Below are 17683 nucleotides of genomic sequence, written 5' to 3' on the forward strand. Positions count from 1 at the left end.
CCGTCACCGCCTTCCGGCGATCAGGGGAGCCACCTTGGCGCGGGCGGCGCCGAGCACGCGCCGCGCCCCGCGCACCAGCTTCCGCACCGTACCGGGACGCGGGACGGGCACCACCAGCACCCGGCCGCCACCGGCGCGCAGCGCGAACGGCAGGCCCGCGTACCGCGGTTGCTCCGCACCGGGGTCCGGGGCGAGGGCGACCCGCCAGATCCCCCGGGGGAACCCGGACGGCAGGGTGGCCTCCAACCGCGCCCCCGCCCCGTCCGGTTCGCCGCTCAGCGTGCCGGAGGCGTGCAGCGTCCGGCCGGAGGAGGTGAACCTGAGCCCCACCCGTGCGCCGTCCGGCGCGTGCAGCGGGAGGCGGGCGCGCAGCCGGGCCCCGGAGACGGTGACGTCCGGCCGCCGCACACCGCCCAGGCCGAGCCGCCTGCCCTTGACGGCCGTGTCCAGCGAGAGGTTCCCGTGCGGCTCGGTCCAGTACGGCAGGACCGCACGGCCGCCGACGACGCCCGCGTACGGTTCGGGACGGGTGGCGCGCGGGGCGGGGCCCAGACGGCACTCCTTGGTCCAGCCGCCCAGCTTCACCCGGACGACGGCGTCCCACACCCCGTCGCCCGGCAGGGCGGCGGGGTCGACGGTCGCGGTCGCCCGCAGCACCAGCCGCACCCGCTCGCCGTCCTCGACGGCGACCGTCTCCCGGGTGAACTCCACGGGCTGGAAGTACTGGGCGGAGCTGGCGCGTTCGCGCAGCAGCAGATCCGCGGTGGCCTGGTCGAAGCGGGCCGCGGTCTCCGCGCCGACCCACGCCACCGCCTCCTCCACGCTCTTCGGCGGGTCGGTGAGCGGGGTGCGGACGGCGCCGGCGGGGAACGTCATCGGCTCGCGGGCGCAGGCGTACCCGGCGGTGAAACCGACGTGCAGCGAGCCGTCCCGCCACTCGACGTCCGTCGGCGCGGCCGTCGGCGCGACCGAGGCCTCCCACTCGGCGAAGGCCACCACGTCGTCGTAGCGGTCGGCGGCGGTGAACGCGGCGACGACCTGCTGCGTCGGCTGCAACCCGGCCGCGACGCCCGGGCCGAACCGCTCGACGACGACCTTGTGGATCTCCGCGAACAGCTCCCGGCGGTAGTCGTCCGGCAGCGCGAGCAGCCGCCGGGCGCGCAGCCGCTCCACCATCTCCACCCGCAGCCAGCGGCGGAACAGCCGGTCGCGCACCGGCCCCGGCTCGGTGTACCGCTCGACGACGTCGAGCGCCTCCCGCAGGTTCCCGAAGTACCCCACCGGGTCGAAGCGCTGGAAACCGGCGTTGGAGGCGTCGTCGCGTCTGATGTGGTAGTAGCAGACGTAGTCGCTCAGCACGGACACGTTGGCCGCGCGCAGGTACGCCTCGGTGACGAAGACGTGGTCCTCCAGCCGCCGCCGCCCCTCCGGGAAGCGCAGCCCGATGCGGTCGAGGAACTCCCGGCGGAACATCTTGTGCGGGGTGAGACTGTCGATCAGCGGGGCGTTCTCGACCGTCGCCCGCGGATGGTTGCGGCGGAACAGCTCCACCGGCACCCCGCGGTTCTTGCCGGCCATCTTGCCCACGACGACGTCGGCGCCGTGGGCGACGCCGTACTCGTACATCCGCTGCAGGGCCTCGTCGCCCAGGTAGTCGTCGTTGTCGACGAACATCACGAACTCGCCCCTGGCGGCGGCGATCCCGACGTTGCGGGGCTTGCCGGACCAGCCGGAGTTCTCCTGGTGGATCACCCGCATCCGGGGGTCCTCGGCGGCGAGCCGGTCGAGCCGGGCCGGGGTCCCGTCGGTCGAGCCGTCGTCGACGAAGACGGCCTCGTACTCGTCGGGAGGCAGCGACTGCCGCTGCAGCGAGGCGATGCAGTCCTCGATGTAGACCCCCGGGTTGTACACGGGAACGATGACGCTGACCTTGACCGGCATCTGGATTTAGGGCCCTTCGGGTCTCTTGCCGTCGAACGGGCGGGCTTGGTGCGCGTTGCCCGATCGTAACCCCGCGGCCACCGTGGTCCCACCTTCCGACCACCGCCGAGACCGTGCCGTGATCATCGCGGGCCGGTCCGCCCGATCGGCCCCCGCCGGCGCCCGGCCGGGGCGTGGCGGCCTGCGAACGGACCGGTGCCGCCTAGGCTGTCGTCCGTGCGACTGCTCCTGACCTCCGACACCCACCTGCCCAGGCGCGCCAAGCGGCTGCCCGCGCCGCTGCTCGACGAACTCCCGCGGGCGGACGTCGTGTTCCACGCCGGGGACTGGGTCGACACGGCCACCCTCGACCTGTTGGAGAGCCGCAGCCGCCGCCTCGTCGGCGTGTACGGCAACAACGACGGGCCGGAGCTGCGCGCCCGGTTGCCGGAGGTCGCGTACGCGGAACTCGACGGGCTGCGCTTCGGCGTGGTCCACGAGACGGGGCCCGCCCGGGGGCGCGAGGACCGGTGCGCCGCGCGGTTCCCCGAGCTGGACGTGCTGGTCTTCGGGCACAGTCACATCCCGTGGGACACCACTGCCGCCACGGGACTTCGTCTGCTCAACCCGGGTTCGCCGACGGACCGCCGCCGGCAGCCGCACTGCACCTACATGACCGCCGTGATCGCCGGCGGCCGGCTCGACGAGGTGGAACTCCACCGGCTGCCCTCACGGCGGTGACCCCGGGCTGACGGTCCGGGCCGCTTCGTGTCGGTGGAAGCGGCCCGGGCGCTGCGAGTAGATGCGCTCTCACGGACCTCCTTCCCACGATCGGAGGTGGTACCGGGCGACTACCCCTTCTCGCCGCACTCACACACCTTTTCTCGAATCCGTCGCTCCTGCGCGCCGGCGCGGTGGCGGGGACGGCGGCGGTGCGCGGCGGGCCGAAGGGCTCCTCCCGCGGGGGACTGCGCCACATCCGCCCCATGCGCCACATCCGGCACTCCGTCACGGCCGGGCCGCCGCCCCGCCGGCTCAACCACCCGCCGGGGAGGACCAGCCGGCCTCCACATGGCCGAGGCGCACCCGCTGCGGGTGGTCGCCGACGGGGACGGACGCGGTCTTCTCGCCGGTCGCGAAGTCGATCGCCGTCACCCGGTCCGCGCCGCTCTCGGAGACCACGCAGGACTTCCCGTCACCGCTGACCGTCGCCCAGTACGGCTTCGACACGGTGACCAGCGGCCCCTCCTTCAGGGTCGCGCGGTCGACGACGGTCGCGTAGTCGTCCATGGTGCCCGCCACGCAGATCTTGCCGCCGTCCGGCTTCACGGTGATGCCGTGGTGACGCGAGTCGTTGACCCAGGTGGTCCGGTCGTCGCTGGTGGCCGGGTTCTCCGGCAGGGTCTTGGTGCGGGTGATCCGGTCGGCGGCGACGTCGTACTCGAAGAAGCCGTTGAAGAAGGACACCTGGAAGTACAGCTTCGACTCGTCGGGGGAGAAGGCGGCCGGGCGGACCGCGTCCGAGTGGCTCCTCAGCCCGGCGGCGTCGAGCCGGTCGCGCATGTCGATCACCTTCACCTGCTCGAAGGTGGCCGCGTCCGCGACGGTGATGCGCCGGTCGCCCTTCGTCCAGTCCAGCCAGGTGGCGTCGAGCGCGGTGTTCACCTCGCCGATGGACATGTTCCAGATGTGCTTGCCGTCCTCGGTGAAGACGTTCTCGTGGGGCTTGTCGCCGGTGGCGAAGGAGCCGAGCTCCCGGCCGGTGGTGATGTCCAGCACGTGCACGGTGTTGGCGGTGGAGGCCGAGACGGCGACGCGCGTGCCGTCGGGGGAGACGGCCATGTGGTCGGAGCGGTGACCGGCCACGGGGAAGCGCCAGTTGATCCGGCCGGTGGCGAGGTCGAGGGAGACGACGTCGGCGAAGCTGGGCCGCGAGACGACCACGGACCTGCCGTCGGGCGTGGAGTACATGTCGTCCACGAACTGGTCGTGGCCCTCGCCGACGCTGTTGCGGATGGCCATGAAGTAGATCCAGCGGATCGGGTCGGCGTTGATCTCGCTCATCCGCTCGTCCCGGTCGGGGATGACGTCGATCCGGCCGATCCTCGCGAAGTCACCGGTGGACTCGATGACGTCGGCGGTGCCGTCCCAGTTGTTGCCCACGAACAGCACCTCGCGCAGGGCGGCGGAGGAACCCGTGGCGGATTCGGCCGCGGTGGCGACGGCGGCCGGGACGGTGGCGGTCAGGGCCAGGGCGGCGGCGACGGAGCACAGGCGCACGGTTCTGCGGACCGGCATGACTGCTCCCTCCTCTGCGGGTGGGGGGTGGACCGTGCTTTATGACGAGAGCATGCCAAAAAGGGGGCGGAAATCCGGGCAGGAGCGCTTCCGGAACCAACTTACTGAAAAGTAAGGAGAGTTCGCCCCCACCACAAGACCGCGTGCACGACAGAACGAGGTCCGCCGCGGGAAGGGCGGGGACCGACAGCGATCAGGAGGAGGGCTCGACGCCCCCGGAGGACGGCGTCCGGGGCGCGTGCCCGCGCGCCTGCCCCGGCCGTACCGGCAGGAACCCGCGCCGGAACCGTCCCGGGGCGGGTTCCGGGGCGGTGAACTCCGTACCGCCGTCCCCCTGCCGCTCCTCGTCCGCTCCTACTCGTCCCACGCCTGGATCATCGTCTGCTCGGTGATCCTGCCGTCCCGCAGCGAGATCATCGACTCGGAGAGCACCCGCACCCCGTCCGGGTACACGCAGCTCTCGCTGTAGGCGGCGCGATCGCCCTGCACGACGCACTGCTCCAGCTTGTGCGTCATGTCGCGGCTGTAGACGTCGTCGAGCAGGGCGGCGATCTCGTCCCTGCCGTGCAGGACCTTGGGGTGGCTGGGCTGGGTGTTGCGGTCCACGATGCGCAGTTCCGCGTCGTCCGAGTAGAGCGACACGAGGTGCGCCGACGTGTCCGCCTCGATGCCCCGGCGCAGTGTGTCGGTGCCGAAGACCGGCTGTGCCGCGGTTCCCATGGTGACCTACCTCCTCCGAGGCCACGGCCCGGTTCCTCCCGCGGGCCGGGACGGCCTCTCCTACGAGGCTCCTCCGGCCCGCCGGGCGCGGCAAGCCAGGCCCGCGCCCCCGCGCTCACCCACCCGTCGCCAGGAACTGCGTGGCCGCCAGCTCCGCGTACAGCGGATCGGCGGTCACCAGCTCCCGGTGCGTGCCGACCGCGCGGACCCGGCCCGCGTCCATCACCACGATCCGGTCGGCCATCGTCACCGTGGACAGCCGGTGCGCGACGACCAGCACCGTCGTCGTACGGGCCACGTCGGCGACGGTGTCGCGCAGCGCCGCCTCGTTCACCGCGTCGAGCTGCGAGGTGGCCTCGTCGAGCAGCAGCAGGCGGGGCCGGCGCAGCAGCGCGCGGGCGATGGCGACGCGCTGGCGTTCGCCGCCGGACAGCTTGGTGCCGCGGTGCCCGACCAGGGTGCCGAGCCCGTCCGGCAGCCTGGACACCAGACCGTCCAGCCGGGTCGTCTTCAGCACCCGCGTCAGGGTCTCGTCGTCCGCCCCGGGGTTGCCGAGCAGCAGGTTGTCCCGCAGGGAGCCCGACAGCACCGGCGCGTCCTGCTCCACGTAGCCGATCGCGGCCCGCAGCCGCGGCAGCTCCCAGTCGGCCAGGTCGCGGCCGTCGAGCCTGATCACGCCGGAGTCGGGGTCGTAGAACCGCTCGATGAGGGAGAAGACGGTGGTCTTGCCCGCGCCGGACGGACCGACGAACGCGGTCATCCCGCGGGCCGGCACGGTGAACGTCACCCCGTGGTGGACGTACGGCAGGTCGTCGGCGTACCGGAAGCGGACGTCCTCGAAGGCGAGCGCCGCGGGCGCCGTGCCGGGCTCGGGCAACGGCGCGGGCCCGCCGGCCGGCTCGGCGGGCAGCCGCAGCGCCTCCTGGATCCGGGCGAGGGCGGCGCTGCCCGTCTGGTACTGCGTGATCGCGCCGACGACCTCCTGGATCGGCGCCATGAGGTAGAAGACGAACAGCAGGAACGCCACCAGCGTCCCGATGTCGACGGCGCCCGTCGCCACCCGCGCCCCGCCCACCGCGAGCACCGTGATGAACGCGACCTGCAGCGCCAGCCCGGCCGTGTTGCCCGCCGCGGCCGACCACTTGGCGGCGTGCACGCTCTGCCGCCACGACTCGTGCGCGGCCTCGTGCAGCGTGCGCTCCTCCCGGGGCTCGGCGCCGGACGCCTTCACCGTGCGCAGCGCGCCGAGCACCCGCTCCAGCGAGGCCCCCATCACGCCGACCGCGTCCTGGGCCCGCCGGCTGGCCCGGTTGATGCGCGGCACGATCACGCCGAGCACCGTGCCCATGCCCGCGATCACGGCCAGCGTGACGCCCAGCAGCACCGGATCCACGAAACCCATCAGCACCACGGTCGCGACCAGCGTGAGCCCGCCCGTGCCGAGACCGACCAGCGAGTCCGTGGTGACCTCGCGCAGCAGGGTGGTGTCGGAGGTGACGCGGGCCATCAGATCGCCCGGCTCGGTGCGGTCCACGGCCGGTATCCGCAACCGGAGCAGGTACGACGACAGCCTGCGCCGCGCCCCCAGCACCACCGACTCGGCGGTGCGCCGCAGCACGTACGAGCCGAGCGCGCCCAGCACGGCGTTGGCGACGACGAGCGCCGACATCGTCAGCAGCGCGCCGGCGACGGTCCGGCCGGCGGCGAGGTCGTCGATCAGTTCCCGGGCCACCAGGGGCAGCATCAGGCCCGTCGCGCCGGTCATCAGCGAGAGCGCCGCGCCGCCCAGCAGGGCCCACCGGTGCGGCCGTACGTATCCGAGGAGCAGCCGCCAGGGGGGCGGGGCGGTCTCCTGCGCTGCGATGCTCACGTCGCTCCTTCACCGGTCGGACGGGGTGTTCAGGCTACGTCGAGCGGGCGGGGCGGCGGCACGGGCCGCGGGATCCGCGCGCCGCGACACGGACCACGACCTGCGGCGGAGCCGATCGGCCGCCTTACCGATCAGTCACCCGTAGGGTCGAGGGGACGAACAGCGGTCGACGAAGGAGTCAGCACCATGGCGCAGGAAGTACGCGGTGTGATCGCACCGGGCAAGGACGAGCCGGTACGGATCGAGACGGTCGTCGTACCCGATCCCGGGCCGGGGGAGGCGGTCGTCCGCGTCCAGGCCTGCGGGGTGTGCCACACCGATCTGCACTACAAGCAGGGCGGCATCAGCGACGACTTCCCCTTCCTGCTCGGCCACGAGGCCGCGGGCGTCGTGGAGTCGGTGGGGGACGGCGTCACCGACGTCGGGCCCGGCGACTTCGTGATCCTCAACTGGCGCGCGGTGTGCGGGAAGTGCCGGGCCTGTCTGCGCGGACGCCCCTGGTACTGCTTCGACACCCACAACGCGCAGCAGAGGATGACCCTCACCGACGGCACCGAACTCTCCCCGGCCCTGGGCATCGGTGCCTTCGCCGAGAAGACGCTCGTGGCCGCCGGACAGTGCACCAAGGTCGACCCCGCCGTCTCCGCGCAGGTCGCCGGGCTGCTCGGCTGCGGGGTGATGGCCGGCATCGGCGCCGCGATCAACACCGGGAACGTCGGCCGGGGCGACTCGGTCGCGGTCATCGGCTGCGGCGGCGTCGGGGACGCGGCCGTCGCCGGATCCCGCCTCGCCGGAGCAGCGAAGATCATCGCCGTCGACATCGACGACCGCAAGCTCGAGACCGCGCGCTCCATGGGAGCCACCCACACCGTCAACTCCCGCGAGACCGACCCGGTCGAGGCGATCCGCGAGCTCACCGGCGGCTTCGGCGCCGACGTCGTCATCGAGGCCGTCGGCCGCCCCGAGACCTACCGGCAGGCGTTCTACGCCCGCGACCTGGCCGGCACGGTCGTCCTCGTCGGCGTGCCCACGCCCGAGATGAAGCTCGAACTGCCGCTGCTGGACGTCTTCGGCCGCGGCGGCTCCCTGAAGTCCTCCTGGTACGGCGACTGCCTGCCCTCCCGCGACTTCCCGATGCTGATCGACCTCCATCTCCAGGGACGGCTGGACCTGGCGGCGTTCGTCACCGAGACCGTTCAACTGGACCAGGTGGAGAAGGCGTTCGAGCGGATGCACCGCGGCGACGTCCTGCGCTCGGTGGTGGTGCTCTGATGGCCGCCCGCATCGAACGCCTCGTCACCTCCGGGCAGTTCAGCCTCGACGGCGGCACCTGGGACGTCGACAACAACGTGTGGATCGTCGGCGACGACCACGAGGCGATCGTCATCGACGCCGCCCACGACGCCGACGCCATCGCCGAGGCCGTCGGCGACCGCCGGCTGACGGCCATCGTGTGCACCCACGCCCACAACGACCACATCGACGCCGCGCCCGCCCTCGCCGAGCGCACCGGTGCCACCGTCTGGCTGCACCACGACGACCTGCCGTTGTGGAAGCAGACCCACCCGGGCCGCGACCCCGACGCCTGGCTGGTCGACGGCCAGGTGATCGAGGCCGCCGGCGCCGACCTCAGGGTGCTGCACACCCCGGGACACGCGCCGGGGGCGGTGTGCCTGTACGACCCGGGGCTGGCGACCGTGTTCACCGGCGACACCCTCTTCCAGGGCGGCCCCGGCGCCACCGGCCGTTCGTACTCCCACTTCCCGACGATCATCGACTCGATCCGGGACCGGCTGCTGACCCTCCCGCCCGGGACGAAGGTCCTCACCGGCCACGGCGACCCGACCACCATCGGTGCGGAGGCCCCGCACCTGGACGAGTGGATCGCCCGCGGCCACTGAGGGGGCCCGGCCGGGTGACCGGCCAAAAAAGGCGACAGGAGATGTCCGGCTTACCCGTCATCCTCGAGGGGACAGCAGAGCGCTGACGACGGGAGGCCGGACGTGTCGGAGCAGTTGAAGGGCAGGGTCGCGCTGGTGGCCGGGGCGACCCGGGGCGCCGGACGGGGCATCGCCGTGGAGCTGGGCGCGGCGGGCGCGACCGTGTACGTCACGGGCCGCAGCACGCGCGCCCGCCGCTCCGAGTACGACCGGCCCGAGACCATCGAGGACACCGCCGACCTGGTCACCGAGGCCGGCGGCACGGGGATCGCGGTGCTGGCCGACCACCTCGACCCCCGGCAGGTGAAGGCCCTGGTCGACCGCATCGCGGACGAACAGGGCCGGCTGGACGTCCTCGTGAACGACATCTGGGGCGGTGAGACGCTCTTCGAGTGGGACGCGCCCGTCTGGGAGCACGACCTGGACAAGGGCCTGCGCCTGCTGCGCCTCGCGGTCGAGACCCACGCGATCACCAGCCACCACGCCCTGCCGCTGCTGCTGCGCCACCCCGGCGGGCTGGTCGTCGAGGTCACCGACGGCACCGCCGACTACAACCGCGACCACTACCGCGTCTCCTTCTTCTACGACCTGGCCAAGTCCTCCGTCCTGCGCATGGCCTTCTCCCTGGGCCACGAACTCGGCCCCCGGGGCGCCACGGCCGTCGCCCTCACCCCGGGCTGGCTGCGCTCGGAGATCATGCTCGACCACTTCGGGGTGCGCGAGGACAACTGGCGCGACGCGCTCGACCGCGTCCCCCACTTCGCCATCTCGGAGACCCCGCGCTACGTCGGCCGGGCCGTCGCCGCGCTCGCCGCCGACCCGGACGTGGCCCGGTTCAACGGAACCTCCCTCTCCAGCGGCGGCCTCGCCCGCGAGTACGGCTTCACCGACCTCGACGGCAGCCGCCCGGACGCCTGGCGCTACCTCGTCGAGGTCCAGGACGCGGGCAGGCCGGCGGACGTGACCGGCTACCGCTGATCCCGTCCGGCCCCTGCCGCGGTGATCGCCCCCGGCAGTACCTTCACCCCATGACGACGGACACAAGGCGCTTCGAGGGTTACGGGGTTCTCATCACCGGGGCGGCCCGCGGCATCGGCGCGGCCACCGCCCGGCGGTTCGCCCAGGAGGGGGCGCGGGTCCTGGTGGCCGACGTGGACCCGGCCGAGGCGGAGAGGACGGCGTCGGCGCTGCGGGACCGGGGGCTCGGCGCCGAGGCCTTCGCCTGCGACGTGGCCGACCGGGCGTCGGTCGAGGCGGCGGTCGCCCACGCCGTGGACGCCTTCGGCTCGCTCGACGTGCTGGTCAACAACGCCGCCCACTGCACACCCGACGCCCCCCGTTTCGAGGACGAGCCGGACGAGGAGTGGGCCCGCGACCTCGACGTCACCCTCACCGGCGCGTACCGCTGCTGCCGCGCCGCACTCGGGCACCTCGCCGCCTCCGGCCGGGGCGCGATCGTCGGCATCGGCTCCGTCAACGGCCTCCAGGACTTCGGCAACCACGCCTACAGCGCGGCCAAGGCGGGCCTGGTCTCCCTCACCCGCACCCTCGCCGGCCACGCCGCGCCCCGGGGCGTCCGCGTCAACCTCGTGGCGCCGGGGACCGTCCGCACCCGCGCCTGGGAGGGCCGGGACGAGGAACTCGAAGCGGCCCGGCGCCTCTACCCCCTGGGCCGTGTCGGCGAACCGGAGGACATCGCGGCCGCCGTCGCCTTCCTCGCCTCCCGCGACGCGTCCTGGATCACCGGGACCACCCTCGTCGTCGACGGCGGCATCACGGCGGTCAACTCGGGGTTCCGGCAGGCGCTGCGCGGGCCGGGGGACACCCGGTAGGACGCCCGGCCCCGGCCGCATGTCACCGTTCGGTCCCGAACCGCCCGCCCGTACAACCGATTTCCCCGGCCGTCCGTCTACCTGGCAGAGTGCGCAGCTCGTGCCCTCACTTCCGTGGGAAAGGCAGATGGACCATGGGCGACATGCGGAGACGGGGTGCCGTCGTTCTCGGGGTCACCTCGCTGGTGGCCCCGCTCACACTCGCGCTCGGCGCCGCACCGGCGCAGGCCGCGAGCTGCACCACCAAGGCGGGCCCGTACCAGAAGCAGGTGGAGAAGTTCCTCGGCCGGCCGGTCGACGGCAAGCAGTCCACCGCCGACTGCAAGGCCATCCGCGCCTTCCAGACCAAGCACGGCATCACGCCGAACATCGGGTACGCCGGCCCCGTCACCTGGGGCGTGATGGACCTGATGAACAAGCAGAAGGCCGTCGGGAAGAACCCGAACAAGTCGGGCAAGTGCCCGGTGAACAAGGGCCGTGTCGCCTGCGTGAACCTCACGCTGCAGCTCAGCTGGATCCAGGACGGAAAGAAGCTCGTGTACGGCCCCGTGCCGGTGCGCACCGGCCGCGACGGCTACGAGACCCGCACCGGCCTCAAGAAGATCTACTGGCGCAACATCGACCACGTCTCCACCATCTACGACGTGCCGATGCCCTACAGCCAGTTCTTCGACGGCGGCCAGGCCTTCCACTCGGCCGGCGTCAGCATGTGGAACCCGCCCGGCTCGCACGGCTGCGTCAACATGACGAAGACCGACGCCAAGAAGTACTGGTCGCTGCTGAAGAACGGCGACGACGTGTACGTGTACGGCCGCAAGCCCGGCACCTGACCCGCGTCCGCCCCGGGCCCGGGATGTGAACTCCCCCACGTTCCTTGACAGATGGACGTGATCAGGGACACTGTCCGTAATGCCCGATGTGCGTGCGATTACTCACGGCGTCTTCACCTCGGGCGCCGTATGCTTCACACCATGTCCACCACTGTTGAGCCTTCCTCCGAGCGATCGGCTGCCGAGGTCAACGAGGAGATCCGGGCCCTGTGGCTCCGGTCGGGCGGGACACTGAGCGTCGAGCAGCGCGAGGAGTACCAGCGCCTCGTCCAGGAGTGGGCCTCGGCCCTCCCGGAGTCGGCGAAGGCGGCCTGAGCGCCGCCGGGCCGCCTCGGCATCACCATCCCGCAGACCGGGCACCCACGACCGAATGGGTGCCCTTCTCGCACCGACCTCGGCCCTCCGTTACGGCGTCGTCGTCCCCCCGGGCTCCCGGCTTCGCTCGAGCAGGGCGCTACCCCCGTCACCGGCGGACCGCTGAGCCGCCGCGTCCCGCACGCCGCCGTCACCTTCCTCGGCCGGGTCGGCGGGCCGCTGCTCGCCGCCGGTGCCGCCCTCCTCGTGCCCGCCGGCGCCGTGCGCCCCGCCGACCTGCTGTGGGGCGCGCTGTCCGGCGTCGGCAGCGCCACCGCGATGCGCTTGCCCGACCGCGGCCCGAGCCGCGGCGCGACGAGCGTGGTCGTGCCGGTGAGCGCCGTCACGGACGCCGCGCCGTCCGTCCTGTGCGGCGTCCTCCTCCTCGGCGACCGCCCGGGGCCCTGGCCCGGGCGGGGACCGTCGTCACCGGGCCCGCCCTGTGGTGGTGTCCGGCGGCGGCACCCGCCTGGGCGGGGAGGCGGCGGACGGGCTCCTCGCCGGCGCGGGCGTCGCGGTGCGGTACGTCGCCCCCGGCGGCAGGCGGCCGGACCGATCGGGGCCGCCGCGACGGTGCGGCTCACCGTCGGGTGGGGGACCGCCCCCGCCGCACCGCTCAGCCCCAGGTCGCCGAGTAGTGGCGCCGGTACGCCTTGCGGTCCTGTTCCGCGCGGATCCAGCGCGTCGCCACCAGGGCGACCAGGCTGCCCCCGACGACCAGCAGACCGGGGCCGACGTTCCGGGGGTCGGCGAGCCGGGACAGCAGCGTCGACGCGTTCGGGACGCCTCCCGCCGGGGCCGACGAGCCCGGCGAGGCGGCGCCCGGAGCCGCCGCGCCCTGGGGCGCCGACGGCGCCGGGGAGGCCGTCTCGTCACCCTCCCGCGGGGACACGATGAGCCGCACCTTCAGCTGCGCCAGCGCCTTCGTCACCGGCTGGAAGTACGTCGTACCGCCCGCCGTGCAGTCGCCGCTGCCGCCCGAGGTCACGCCCAGCGCGATGCCCTCGGAGAACATCGGGCCGCCGCTGTCGCCCGGTTCGGCGCACACATCGGTCTCGATGAGGCCGCTGACCGTGCCCTCGGGGTAGTTCACCGTCGCGTCGAGCGCCGTCACCTCCCCGTCCCGCAGGCCGGTGGTGCTGCCGCTGCGGAACACCCGCTGGCCGACCGCGGGATCCGCCACCCCGGTGATCCGCACGCCCCGGCCGTCGCCGACCGCCACCACGCCGGCGCCCTCACCCGCCCGGCCGCCGGCGTACTCGATCAGGGAGTAGTCGTCACCGGGGAAGCTGCCGCCGACCGTGGTACCGACCTGTTTTCCGGCCCGGTCGTCGGTGAACCACACGGAACCGTCGGGCCCGCAGTGCCCGGCCGTGAGGATGAAGTCGCGGCTGCCGTCGGTCACGTTGAAGCCCGCCGAGCAGCGCCCGGCCGTCGACAGGATGGGCCGCGCCCCGTTGAGGCGGGTGGTGAAGGTGCCCCCGGTGCGCTCCATGCGGACGAACCCGCCGATGCCGTCCGCCACCCGGGTGAGCTTGGACCAGTCGTCGGCGGAGACCGTGCTGTCGCCCCGGACCACCACCTCGTTGGACCGGTAGTCCATCGCCCAGGCCGTCCCCGGCACACGCGGCGCCGAACGCAGCGTCCGCGTGGCCGACTTGAGATCGCGCATGCTGTGCCGCACCATCTTCGGCTCGGCACCCGCCCGCCGCACCTCGCCCGCCGCCTCCTCGTCGGTGACCGCGACGACCGTCCGCCCGTCGGCGCCGATCCAGCTGCCCGCCGTACGGGAGGCGCCGAGCCGGGACACCAGGTCGGCGCCGGGGCCGGCCGACTGCCCGGCGGCCGTGTACGGCACCGTGTCCGCGGCCGCGCCCGGCGCGGCGGGCTCGCTCGCGACGGCGCGTGTGACCATCGTGGCCCCCAGGAGGAGTCCGCCGACGGCCGCCAGCCGTGTCACTCGCCGGACGACCCGTCGTCGTGCGTGCCTCATGCATGGCTCCCGAACCTCAGCGGCGCGGCGCGAACACCGCGGGGCCTCCCCTCGAGCCGGGTGCCCCCTCCCCATACGCGCCGGGGAGCCGCAGCGTTCAACGAGGGCGCGATCCGGCGCGCGGCGGCGGGGCCGAGCGGCCGCGCCCGCCGCCGGGCCGGTGCCGGACGCGGCCCCTCGTCGTGACTCCCGCCCGCCCCACGGCCCCCTATCGTGTGCCCATGACCAGGATCCCGCACGAGACGTCCGGTGAACCGAACCCGCTGAACGCCCTCACCCTGGACAGCCTGCGACGCCGTACCAGCATGAAGTGGCGCACCTACCCCGAGGACGTGCTGCCCCTGTGGGTGGCCGAGATGGACGTACCGCTCGCCGGGCCGATCGTGCGCACCCTCACCGAGGCGCTCGAGGCGGGCGACACCGGCTACCCCGCCGGCACCGCCTACGCCGAGGCGCTGGCCGCCTTCGCGGAGAAGCGGTGGGGCTGGAGCGGGCTCGCCGTGGAGCGCACCGCGGTCGTGCCCGACGTGATGCTGGGCGTGGTGGAGATGCTCAAGCTGGTCACCGGGCCCGGGGACCCGGTGGTGGTGAACCCGCCGGTGTACCCGCCCTTCTACGACTTCGTCCGGCACATGGACCGCGAGGTGGTCGAGGCACCGCTCGGCGCGGACGCGCGCATCGACCCCGGCGTCCTGGAGGACACCTTCCGGAAGGCGGCGGCGGACGGCCGGCGGGCCGCCTACCTGCTGTGCAGCCCGCACAACCCCACCGGGACCGTGCACACCGCGAAGGAGCTGTCCGCCGTCGCCGCCCTCGCCGAGCGGTACGGCGTACGCGTCGTCGCCGACGAGATCCACGCGCCGCTGGTCGTCGGCGAGGCGGACTTCGTGCCCTACCTGAGCGTGCCGGGCGGCGAGCGCGGCCTGTCCCTGATGTCGGCCTCGAAGGCGTGGAACCTGGCCGGCCTCAAGGCCGCGCTCGCCGTCGCCGGGCCCGCGGCCGCCGACGACCTGGCCCGGATGCCCGAGGAGGTCGGCCACGGCCCCAGCCACCTCGGCGTCCTCGCCCACACCGCCGCCCTGCGCGACGGCACCGCCTGGCTGGACGCCCTGCTCGCCGGCCTGGACGCCAACCGCCGGCTGCTCACCGGCCTCCTCGCCGAGCACCTGCCGGCGGTCCGCTACCGCCCGGGCGACGCCACCTACCTCGCCTGGCTCGACTGCCGCGCCCTCGGCCTCGGCGACGACCCGGCGCGGGTCTTCCTCGAGCACGGCCGCGTGGCCCTCACCCCCGGCCTCGCCTTCGGCACGGGCGGCGCCGGCCACGCCCGGCTGAACCTCGCCGCCTCGCCCGGGGTGATCGAGGAGGCGGTACGGAGGATGGCGGCGGCCGTGGAGCGGGCGGGCCGTGACTAGCGCGGGGCGCGGCACCGGTCACGGACGGGGGCGGCCGCATGGCTGACGAGTGTTTCCGGCACCCGCGGCTCGCCGCGGTCCACGACCCGCTCGACCCGGACCGCGGCGACCTCGACGCGTACCTGCGCATGGCGCGGGAGTTCGGGGCCCGGCGGGTCCTGGACATCGGCTGCGGGACGGGGGTGTTCGCCCTCCTCCTGGCCGGACGCGGGATCGAGGTCGTCGGCGTCGACCCCGCCGGGGCGTCCCTCGAGGTGGCCCGGGCCAAGCCGGGCGGCGACCGGGTGCGCTGGATCCACGGCGACGCGACCGCGCTCCCGCCGCTGCGGGCCGACCTGGCGACCATGACGGCGAACGTCGCCCAGGAGATCACCGAGCCGGACGCGTGGCGGGGCACGCTGCGCGGGGCCCGCGCGGCCCTCCGGCCCGGAGGGCGCCTGGTGTTCGAGACCCGGGACCCGGCCCGGCGGGCGTGGGAGGAGTGGACCCGGGAGGCGTCGTACCGCGTGACGGACGTGCCGGGCGTCGGCGCGGTCGGGAGCTGGGTCGAGGTGACCGGGGTGAGCGGGCCGCTGGTGTCCTTCCGGTGGACGTACGTCTTCGCCTCGGACGGGCAGGTGCTGACGTCGGACTCGACGCTGCGCTTCCGCGAGCGGCAGGAGGTCGAGGCGGACCTGGCCGCGCAGGGATACGCGGTGGAGCAGGTGCGCGACGCCCCCGACCGCCCGGGCCGGGAGTTCGTCTTCGTCGCGCGGCGCCCGCGGGACGGCGCGGAGCCCTCCGGGGGCCGGGCCGCGCCCGGCGCCTGATCCCGCGGGAGGCGGGCCGGCGGGTGCGACGCGGGGCGGCCGGCGGGTGTACGCGCCCGGTGGCGGTGGGCGCGGGGAGCCGGACGCCCCGGCGAGGAGGGGAGGGGTTCGCCGGCGCGGCCACCGGGCGGCCGGTGTCACCCCGCGAAGGTGCGGACGAGGAGCAGGACGTTGAGCACACTGATCACGGTGCTCACCACGACGGCGGCCACCGTGGTGACACGGCGGTTGACCAGGTCCCCCATGATCCGCCTGCGTGCCGTGAAGACCAGCAGGGGAACGAGCGCGAAGGGGACGCCGAAGGACAGCACGACCTGGCTGAGGACGAGTGCCTGCGTCGGTTCGACGCCCAGGGAGAGGACGACCAGGGGCGGTGCCATGGTCACCAGGCGGCGTACCGTCAGCGGGATGCGGCGCCCGAGGAAACCGCGCAGGATGACCTGGCCCGCGAAGGTGCCGACGCCCGAGGAGGCCAGTCCGGACGCGAGCAGGGCGAGCGCGAACGCGAACGCGGCGCCGGATCCCAGGACGGCGCCGAGGCCGGCGTGGAAGCCCTCGAGCGTCTCCTGCGTGTCGGTTCCGTGCAGGGCCGCGGCGGCGATGGTGAGCATGCTGGCGTTCACCAGTCCCGCGATGCCGAGCGCGATGAACAGCGCGGAACGGTGGGCGCGCAGCCGGCGGCGTTTGTGTTCCCGGGAGGACCGGGCGGGGCTGCGCGCCAGTGAGGAGTGGAGGTAGATGACGTGCGGCATGACGGTGGCGCCGATCATGCCGGTGGTCAGCAGGATGCTCTGGGTGTCGGCGAAGCGGGGGCGCATCCCGGACAGGGCGCCGCTCCACGCGCCGGCGGCCGCCGCCTGGTAGACGAAGCCGGCGAGGATGACCAGGAGCAGGGCGGCGGTCACGATCTCGAAGCGGCGCCGTCCTTCGGGAGCGAGGGTCAGCAGCAGCAGCGAGGTGGCCGCGACGATGAAGGCCGCGGGCAGCAGGGGGATGCCGAACAGGATGTGCAGGGCGACGGCACCGCCGACGAACTCGGCCAGGTCCGTCGCCATCGCGACGAGCTCCGCCTGCAGCCAGAGCGTCCGGTTCAGTGAGCGGGGGGTGTGCGCCCGGCACAGCTGGGGGAGGTCCCTGCCCGTGGCGACGCCCGCTTTGCAGGCGAGGTACTGGACGAACACGGCCATGACGTTCGCGGCGGCGATCACCCACAGCAGCATGGGCCCGTAGCGGGTGCCGGCCGTCATGTTGGTGGCGAAGTTGCCGGGATCCACATAGGCGACCGACACGACGAACGCCGGGCCGAGCATCGCCAGGATCATCCGCGGCCGGGATCCGGCCGCGGTCCCCGCCGCGGACCGGCCCCTGCCGACGGGTTCCGCCGGGGATCCGGCCGCGGCGGACGGCGTGCGGGTCGGCGGAGCGAGCGGGGTGTCCGGCACCCGCCGGGTGGAGGCCGGGTCAAGCATGCCGCCTCCTCGACGCGGGCACGTGGCGCGGCGGCTCCGGGCGGCGCACCGCCCGTGCCGACAGCAGCCCCGCGAGGGCGGCGGTCAGGAGGACCGCGGCCAGGATCCGGTGCGCCGGACCGCCGCACACGAGTCCGACGACGGCGGACAGCGTGTAGAGGCCGCTCAGTACGAGGCGGGTCACGGGCGGACGCGGGGGTGCGGGGACGACGGAGTGACGCATGGTGGTGATC

Annotated in this window: 17 protein-coding genes; 9 read left to right on the forward strand and 8 right to left on the reverse strand. The window is 74.0% G+C overall.

The annotated features are described in order from the left end of the window. Window positions 1-3: 3 nt before the first annotated feature. Window positions 4-1941 (reverse strand): glycosyltransferase family 2 protein, encoded by a 1938-nt coding sequence (locus GL259_RS35250; RefSeq protein ID WP_159537562.1) that lies wholly within the window; start codon window positions 1939-1941, stop codon window positions 4-6. Window positions 1942-2157: 216 nt separating this feature from the next. Here GL259_RS35250 and GL259_RS35255 point away from each other — a divergent pair, with 216 nt between their 5' ends. Further along, window positions 2158-2661 carry a metallophosphoesterase gene (locus GL259_RS35255; protein WP_159537564.1) on the forward strand — a complete coding sequence of 168 codons (504 nt, stop codon included), beginning with the start codon at window positions 2158-2160 and terminating at the stop codon, window positions 2659-2661. A gap of 294 nt (window positions 2662-2955) precedes the next feature. On the opposite strand, the gene GL259_RS35260 is transcribed toward GL259_RS35255, so the two are convergent. The 4 genes from GL259_RS35260 to GL259_RS35275 form a co-directional block, all read right to left on the reverse strand. Continuing rightward, window positions 2956-4218: a YncE family protein gene (locus GL259_RS35260; RefSeq protein ID WP_159537566.1), complete on the reverse strand. Its 1263-nt coding sequence runs from the start codon at window positions 4216-4218 to the stop codon at window positions 2956-2958. Window positions 4219-4411: 193 nt separating this feature from the next. Beyond that, window positions 4412-4585 (reverse strand): hypothetical protein, encoded by a 174-nt coding sequence (locus tag GL259_RS35265; RefSeq protein WP_159537568.1) that lies wholly within the window; start codon window positions 4583-4585, stop codon window positions 4412-4414. Beyond that, on the reverse strand, window positions 4573-4938 hold the full coding sequence (locus GL259_RS35270) for a nuclear transport factor 2 family protein (RefSeq protein ID WP_159537570.1): 366 nt from the start codon (window positions 4936-4938) through the stop codon (window positions 4573-4575). Before GL259_RS35270 ends, GL259_RS35265 begins: the two co-directional genes overlap by 13 nt. Before the next feature lie 115 nt (window positions 4939-5053). Next, complete coding sequence (locus GL259_RS35275; protein ID WP_159537572.1) at window positions 5054-6808, reverse strand: ABC transporter ATP-binding protein; 1755 nt, start codon at window positions 6806-6808, stop codon at window positions 5054-5056. A gap of 186 nt (window positions 6809-6994) precedes the next feature. Between GL259_RS35275 and GL259_RS35280 the strand changes: the two genes are divergently transcribed. The 6 genes from GL259_RS35280 (at window position 6995) to GL259_RS35305 (ending at window position 11725) form a co-directional block, all read left to right on the forward strand. Then, entirely contained in the window at window positions 6995-8080 is a 1086-nt protein-coding gene (locus tag GL259_RS35280) for an S-(hydroxymethyl)mycothiol dehydrogenase (RefSeq protein ID WP_159537574.1), read from the forward strand. After that, the gene (locus GL259_RS35285; RefSeq protein WP_159537576.1) at window positions 8080-8709 is read left to right on the forward strand and encodes an MBL fold metallo-hydrolase; all 630 of its coding nucleotides are present in this window, start codon (window positions 8080-8082) and stop codon (window positions 8707-8709) included. The genes GL259_RS35280 and GL259_RS35285 overlap by 1 nt, the downstream gene beginning before the upstream one ends. Before the next feature lie 102 nt (window positions 8710-8811). Continuing rightward, complete coding sequence (locus tag GL259_RS35290; RefSeq protein WP_159537578.1) at window positions 8812-9726, forward strand: SDR family oxidoreductase; 915 nt, start codon at window positions 8812-8814, stop codon at window positions 9724-9726. 50 nt (window positions 9727-9776) lie between these two features. Beyond that, the gene (locus tag GL259_RS35295; protein ID WP_159537580.1) at window positions 9777-10580 is read left to right on the forward strand and encodes an SDR family NAD(P)-dependent oxidoreductase; all 804 of its coding nucleotides are present in this window, start codon (window positions 9777-9779) and stop codon (window positions 10578-10580) included. Between the two features lie 134 nt (window positions 10581-10714). Continuing rightward, window positions 10715-11410 (forward strand): L,D-transpeptidase family protein, encoded by a 696-nt coding sequence (locus tag GL259_RS35300; protein ID WP_159537582.1) that lies wholly within the window; start codon window positions 10715-10717, stop codon window positions 11408-11410. Window positions 11411-11539: 129 nt separating this feature from the next. After that, window positions 11540-11725 carry a hypothetical protein gene (locus tag GL259_RS35305; RefSeq protein ID WP_159537584.1) on the forward strand — a complete coding sequence of 62 codons (186 nt, stop codon included), beginning with the start codon at window positions 11540-11542 and terminating at the stop codon, window positions 11723-11725. Between the two features lie 655 nt (window positions 11726-12380). On the opposite strand, the gene GL259_RS35310 is transcribed toward GL259_RS35305, so the two are convergent. Next, on the reverse strand, window positions 12381-13757 hold the full coding sequence (locus tag GL259_RS35310) for a S1 family peptidase (protein ID WP_159537586.1): 1377 nt from the start codon (window positions 13755-13757) through the stop codon (window positions 12381-12383). A 221-nt stretch (window positions 13758-13978) separates the two neighbouring features. Between GL259_RS35310 and GL259_RS35315 the strand changes: the two genes are divergently transcribed. Both GL259_RS35315 and GL259_RS35320 read left to right on the forward strand, forming a co-directional pair. After that, entirely contained in the window at window positions 13979-15172 is a 1194-nt protein-coding gene (locus GL259_RS35315) for an aminotransferase class I/II-fold pyridoxal phosphate-dependent enzyme (protein ID WP_159537588.1), read from the forward strand. A 38-nt stretch (window positions 15173-15210) separates the two neighbouring features. Further along, window positions 15211-15981: a class I SAM-dependent methyltransferase gene (locus GL259_RS35320; protein WP_159537590.1), complete on the forward strand. Its 771-nt coding sequence runs from the start codon at window positions 15211-15213 to the stop codon at window positions 15979-15981. A gap of 137 nt (window positions 15982-16118) precedes the next feature. Here the strand turns inward: GL259_RS35320 and GL259_RS35325 are convergent, their stop codons facing one another. Then, window positions 16119-17450 (reverse strand): Nramp family divalent metal transporter, encoded by a 1332-nt coding sequence (locus GL259_RS35325; RefSeq protein WP_159537592.1) that lies wholly within the window; start codon window positions 17448-17450, stop codon window positions 16119-16121. Next, window positions 17443-17673, reverse strand: a complete 231-nt coding sequence (locus tag GL259_RS35330; RefSeq protein ID WP_159537594.1) for a hypothetical protein — start codon at window positions 17671-17673, stop codon at window positions 17443-17445. The genes GL259_RS35325 and GL259_RS35330 overlap by 8 nt, the downstream gene beginning before the upstream one ends. Between the last annotated feature and the right edge of the window lie 10 nt (window positions 17674-17683).

This window comes from Streptomyces sp. Tu 3180, from assembly GCF_009852415.1.
In the GTDB taxonomy this organism is placed as follows: domain Bacteria; phylum Actinomycetota; class Actinomycetes; order Streptomycetales; family Streptomycetaceae; genus Streptomyces.

Bases quoted from the DNA above. Each gene is read 5' to 3' on its own strand.
- GL259_RS35250 (WP_159537562.1), bottom strand. From the start codon at position 1,941: ATGCCGGTCAAGGTCAGCGTCATCGTTCCCGTGTACAACCCGGGGGTC.
- GL259_RS35260 (WP_159537566.1), bottom strand. From the start codon at position 4,218: ATGCCGGTCCGCAGAACCGTGCGCCTGTGCTCCGTCGCCGCCGCCCTG.
- GL259_RS35270 (WP_159537570.1), bottom strand. From the start codon at position 4,938: ATGGGAACCGCGGCACAGCCGGTCTTCGGCACCGACACACTGCGCCGG.
- GL259_RS35280 (WP_159537574.1), top strand. From the start codon at position 6,995: ATGGCGCAGGAAGTACGCGGTGTGATCGCACCGGGCAAGGACGAGCCG.
- GL259_RS35285 (WP_159537576.1), top strand. From the start codon at position 8,080: ATGGCCGCCCGCATCGAACGCCTCGTCACCTCCGGGCAGTTCAGCCTC.
- GL259_RS35295 (WP_159537580.1), top strand. From the start codon at position 9,777: ATGACGACGGACACAAGGCGCTTCGAGGGTTACGGGGTTCTCATCACC.
- GL259_RS35300 (WP_159537582.1), top strand. From the start codon at position 10,715: ATGGGCGACATGCGGAGACGGGGTGCCGTCGTTCTCGGGGTCACCTCG.
- GL259_RS35305 (WP_159537584.1), top strand. From the start codon at position 11,540: ATGCTTCACACCATGTCCACCACTGTTGAGCCTTCCTCCGAGCGATCG.
- GL259_RS35310 (WP_159537586.1), bottom strand. From the start codon at position 13,757: ATGAGGCACGCACGACGACGGGTCGTCCGGCGAGTGACACGGCTGGCG.
- GL259_RS35315 (WP_159537588.1), top strand. From the start codon at position 13,979: ATGACCAGGATCCCGCACGAGACGTCCGGTGAACCGAACCCGCTGAAC.
- GL259_RS35320 (WP_159537590.1), top strand. From the start codon at position 15,211: ATGGCTGACGAGTGTTTCCGGCACCCGCGGCTCGCCGCGGTCCACGAC.
- GL259_RS35325 (WP_159537592.1), bottom strand. From the start codon at position 17,450: ATGCTTGACCCGGCCTCCACCCGGCGGGTGCCGGACACCCCGCTCGCT.
- GL259_RS35330 (WP_159537594.1), bottom strand. From the start codon at position 17,673: ATGCGTCACTCCGTCGTCCCCGCACCCCCGCGTCCGCCCGTGACCCGC.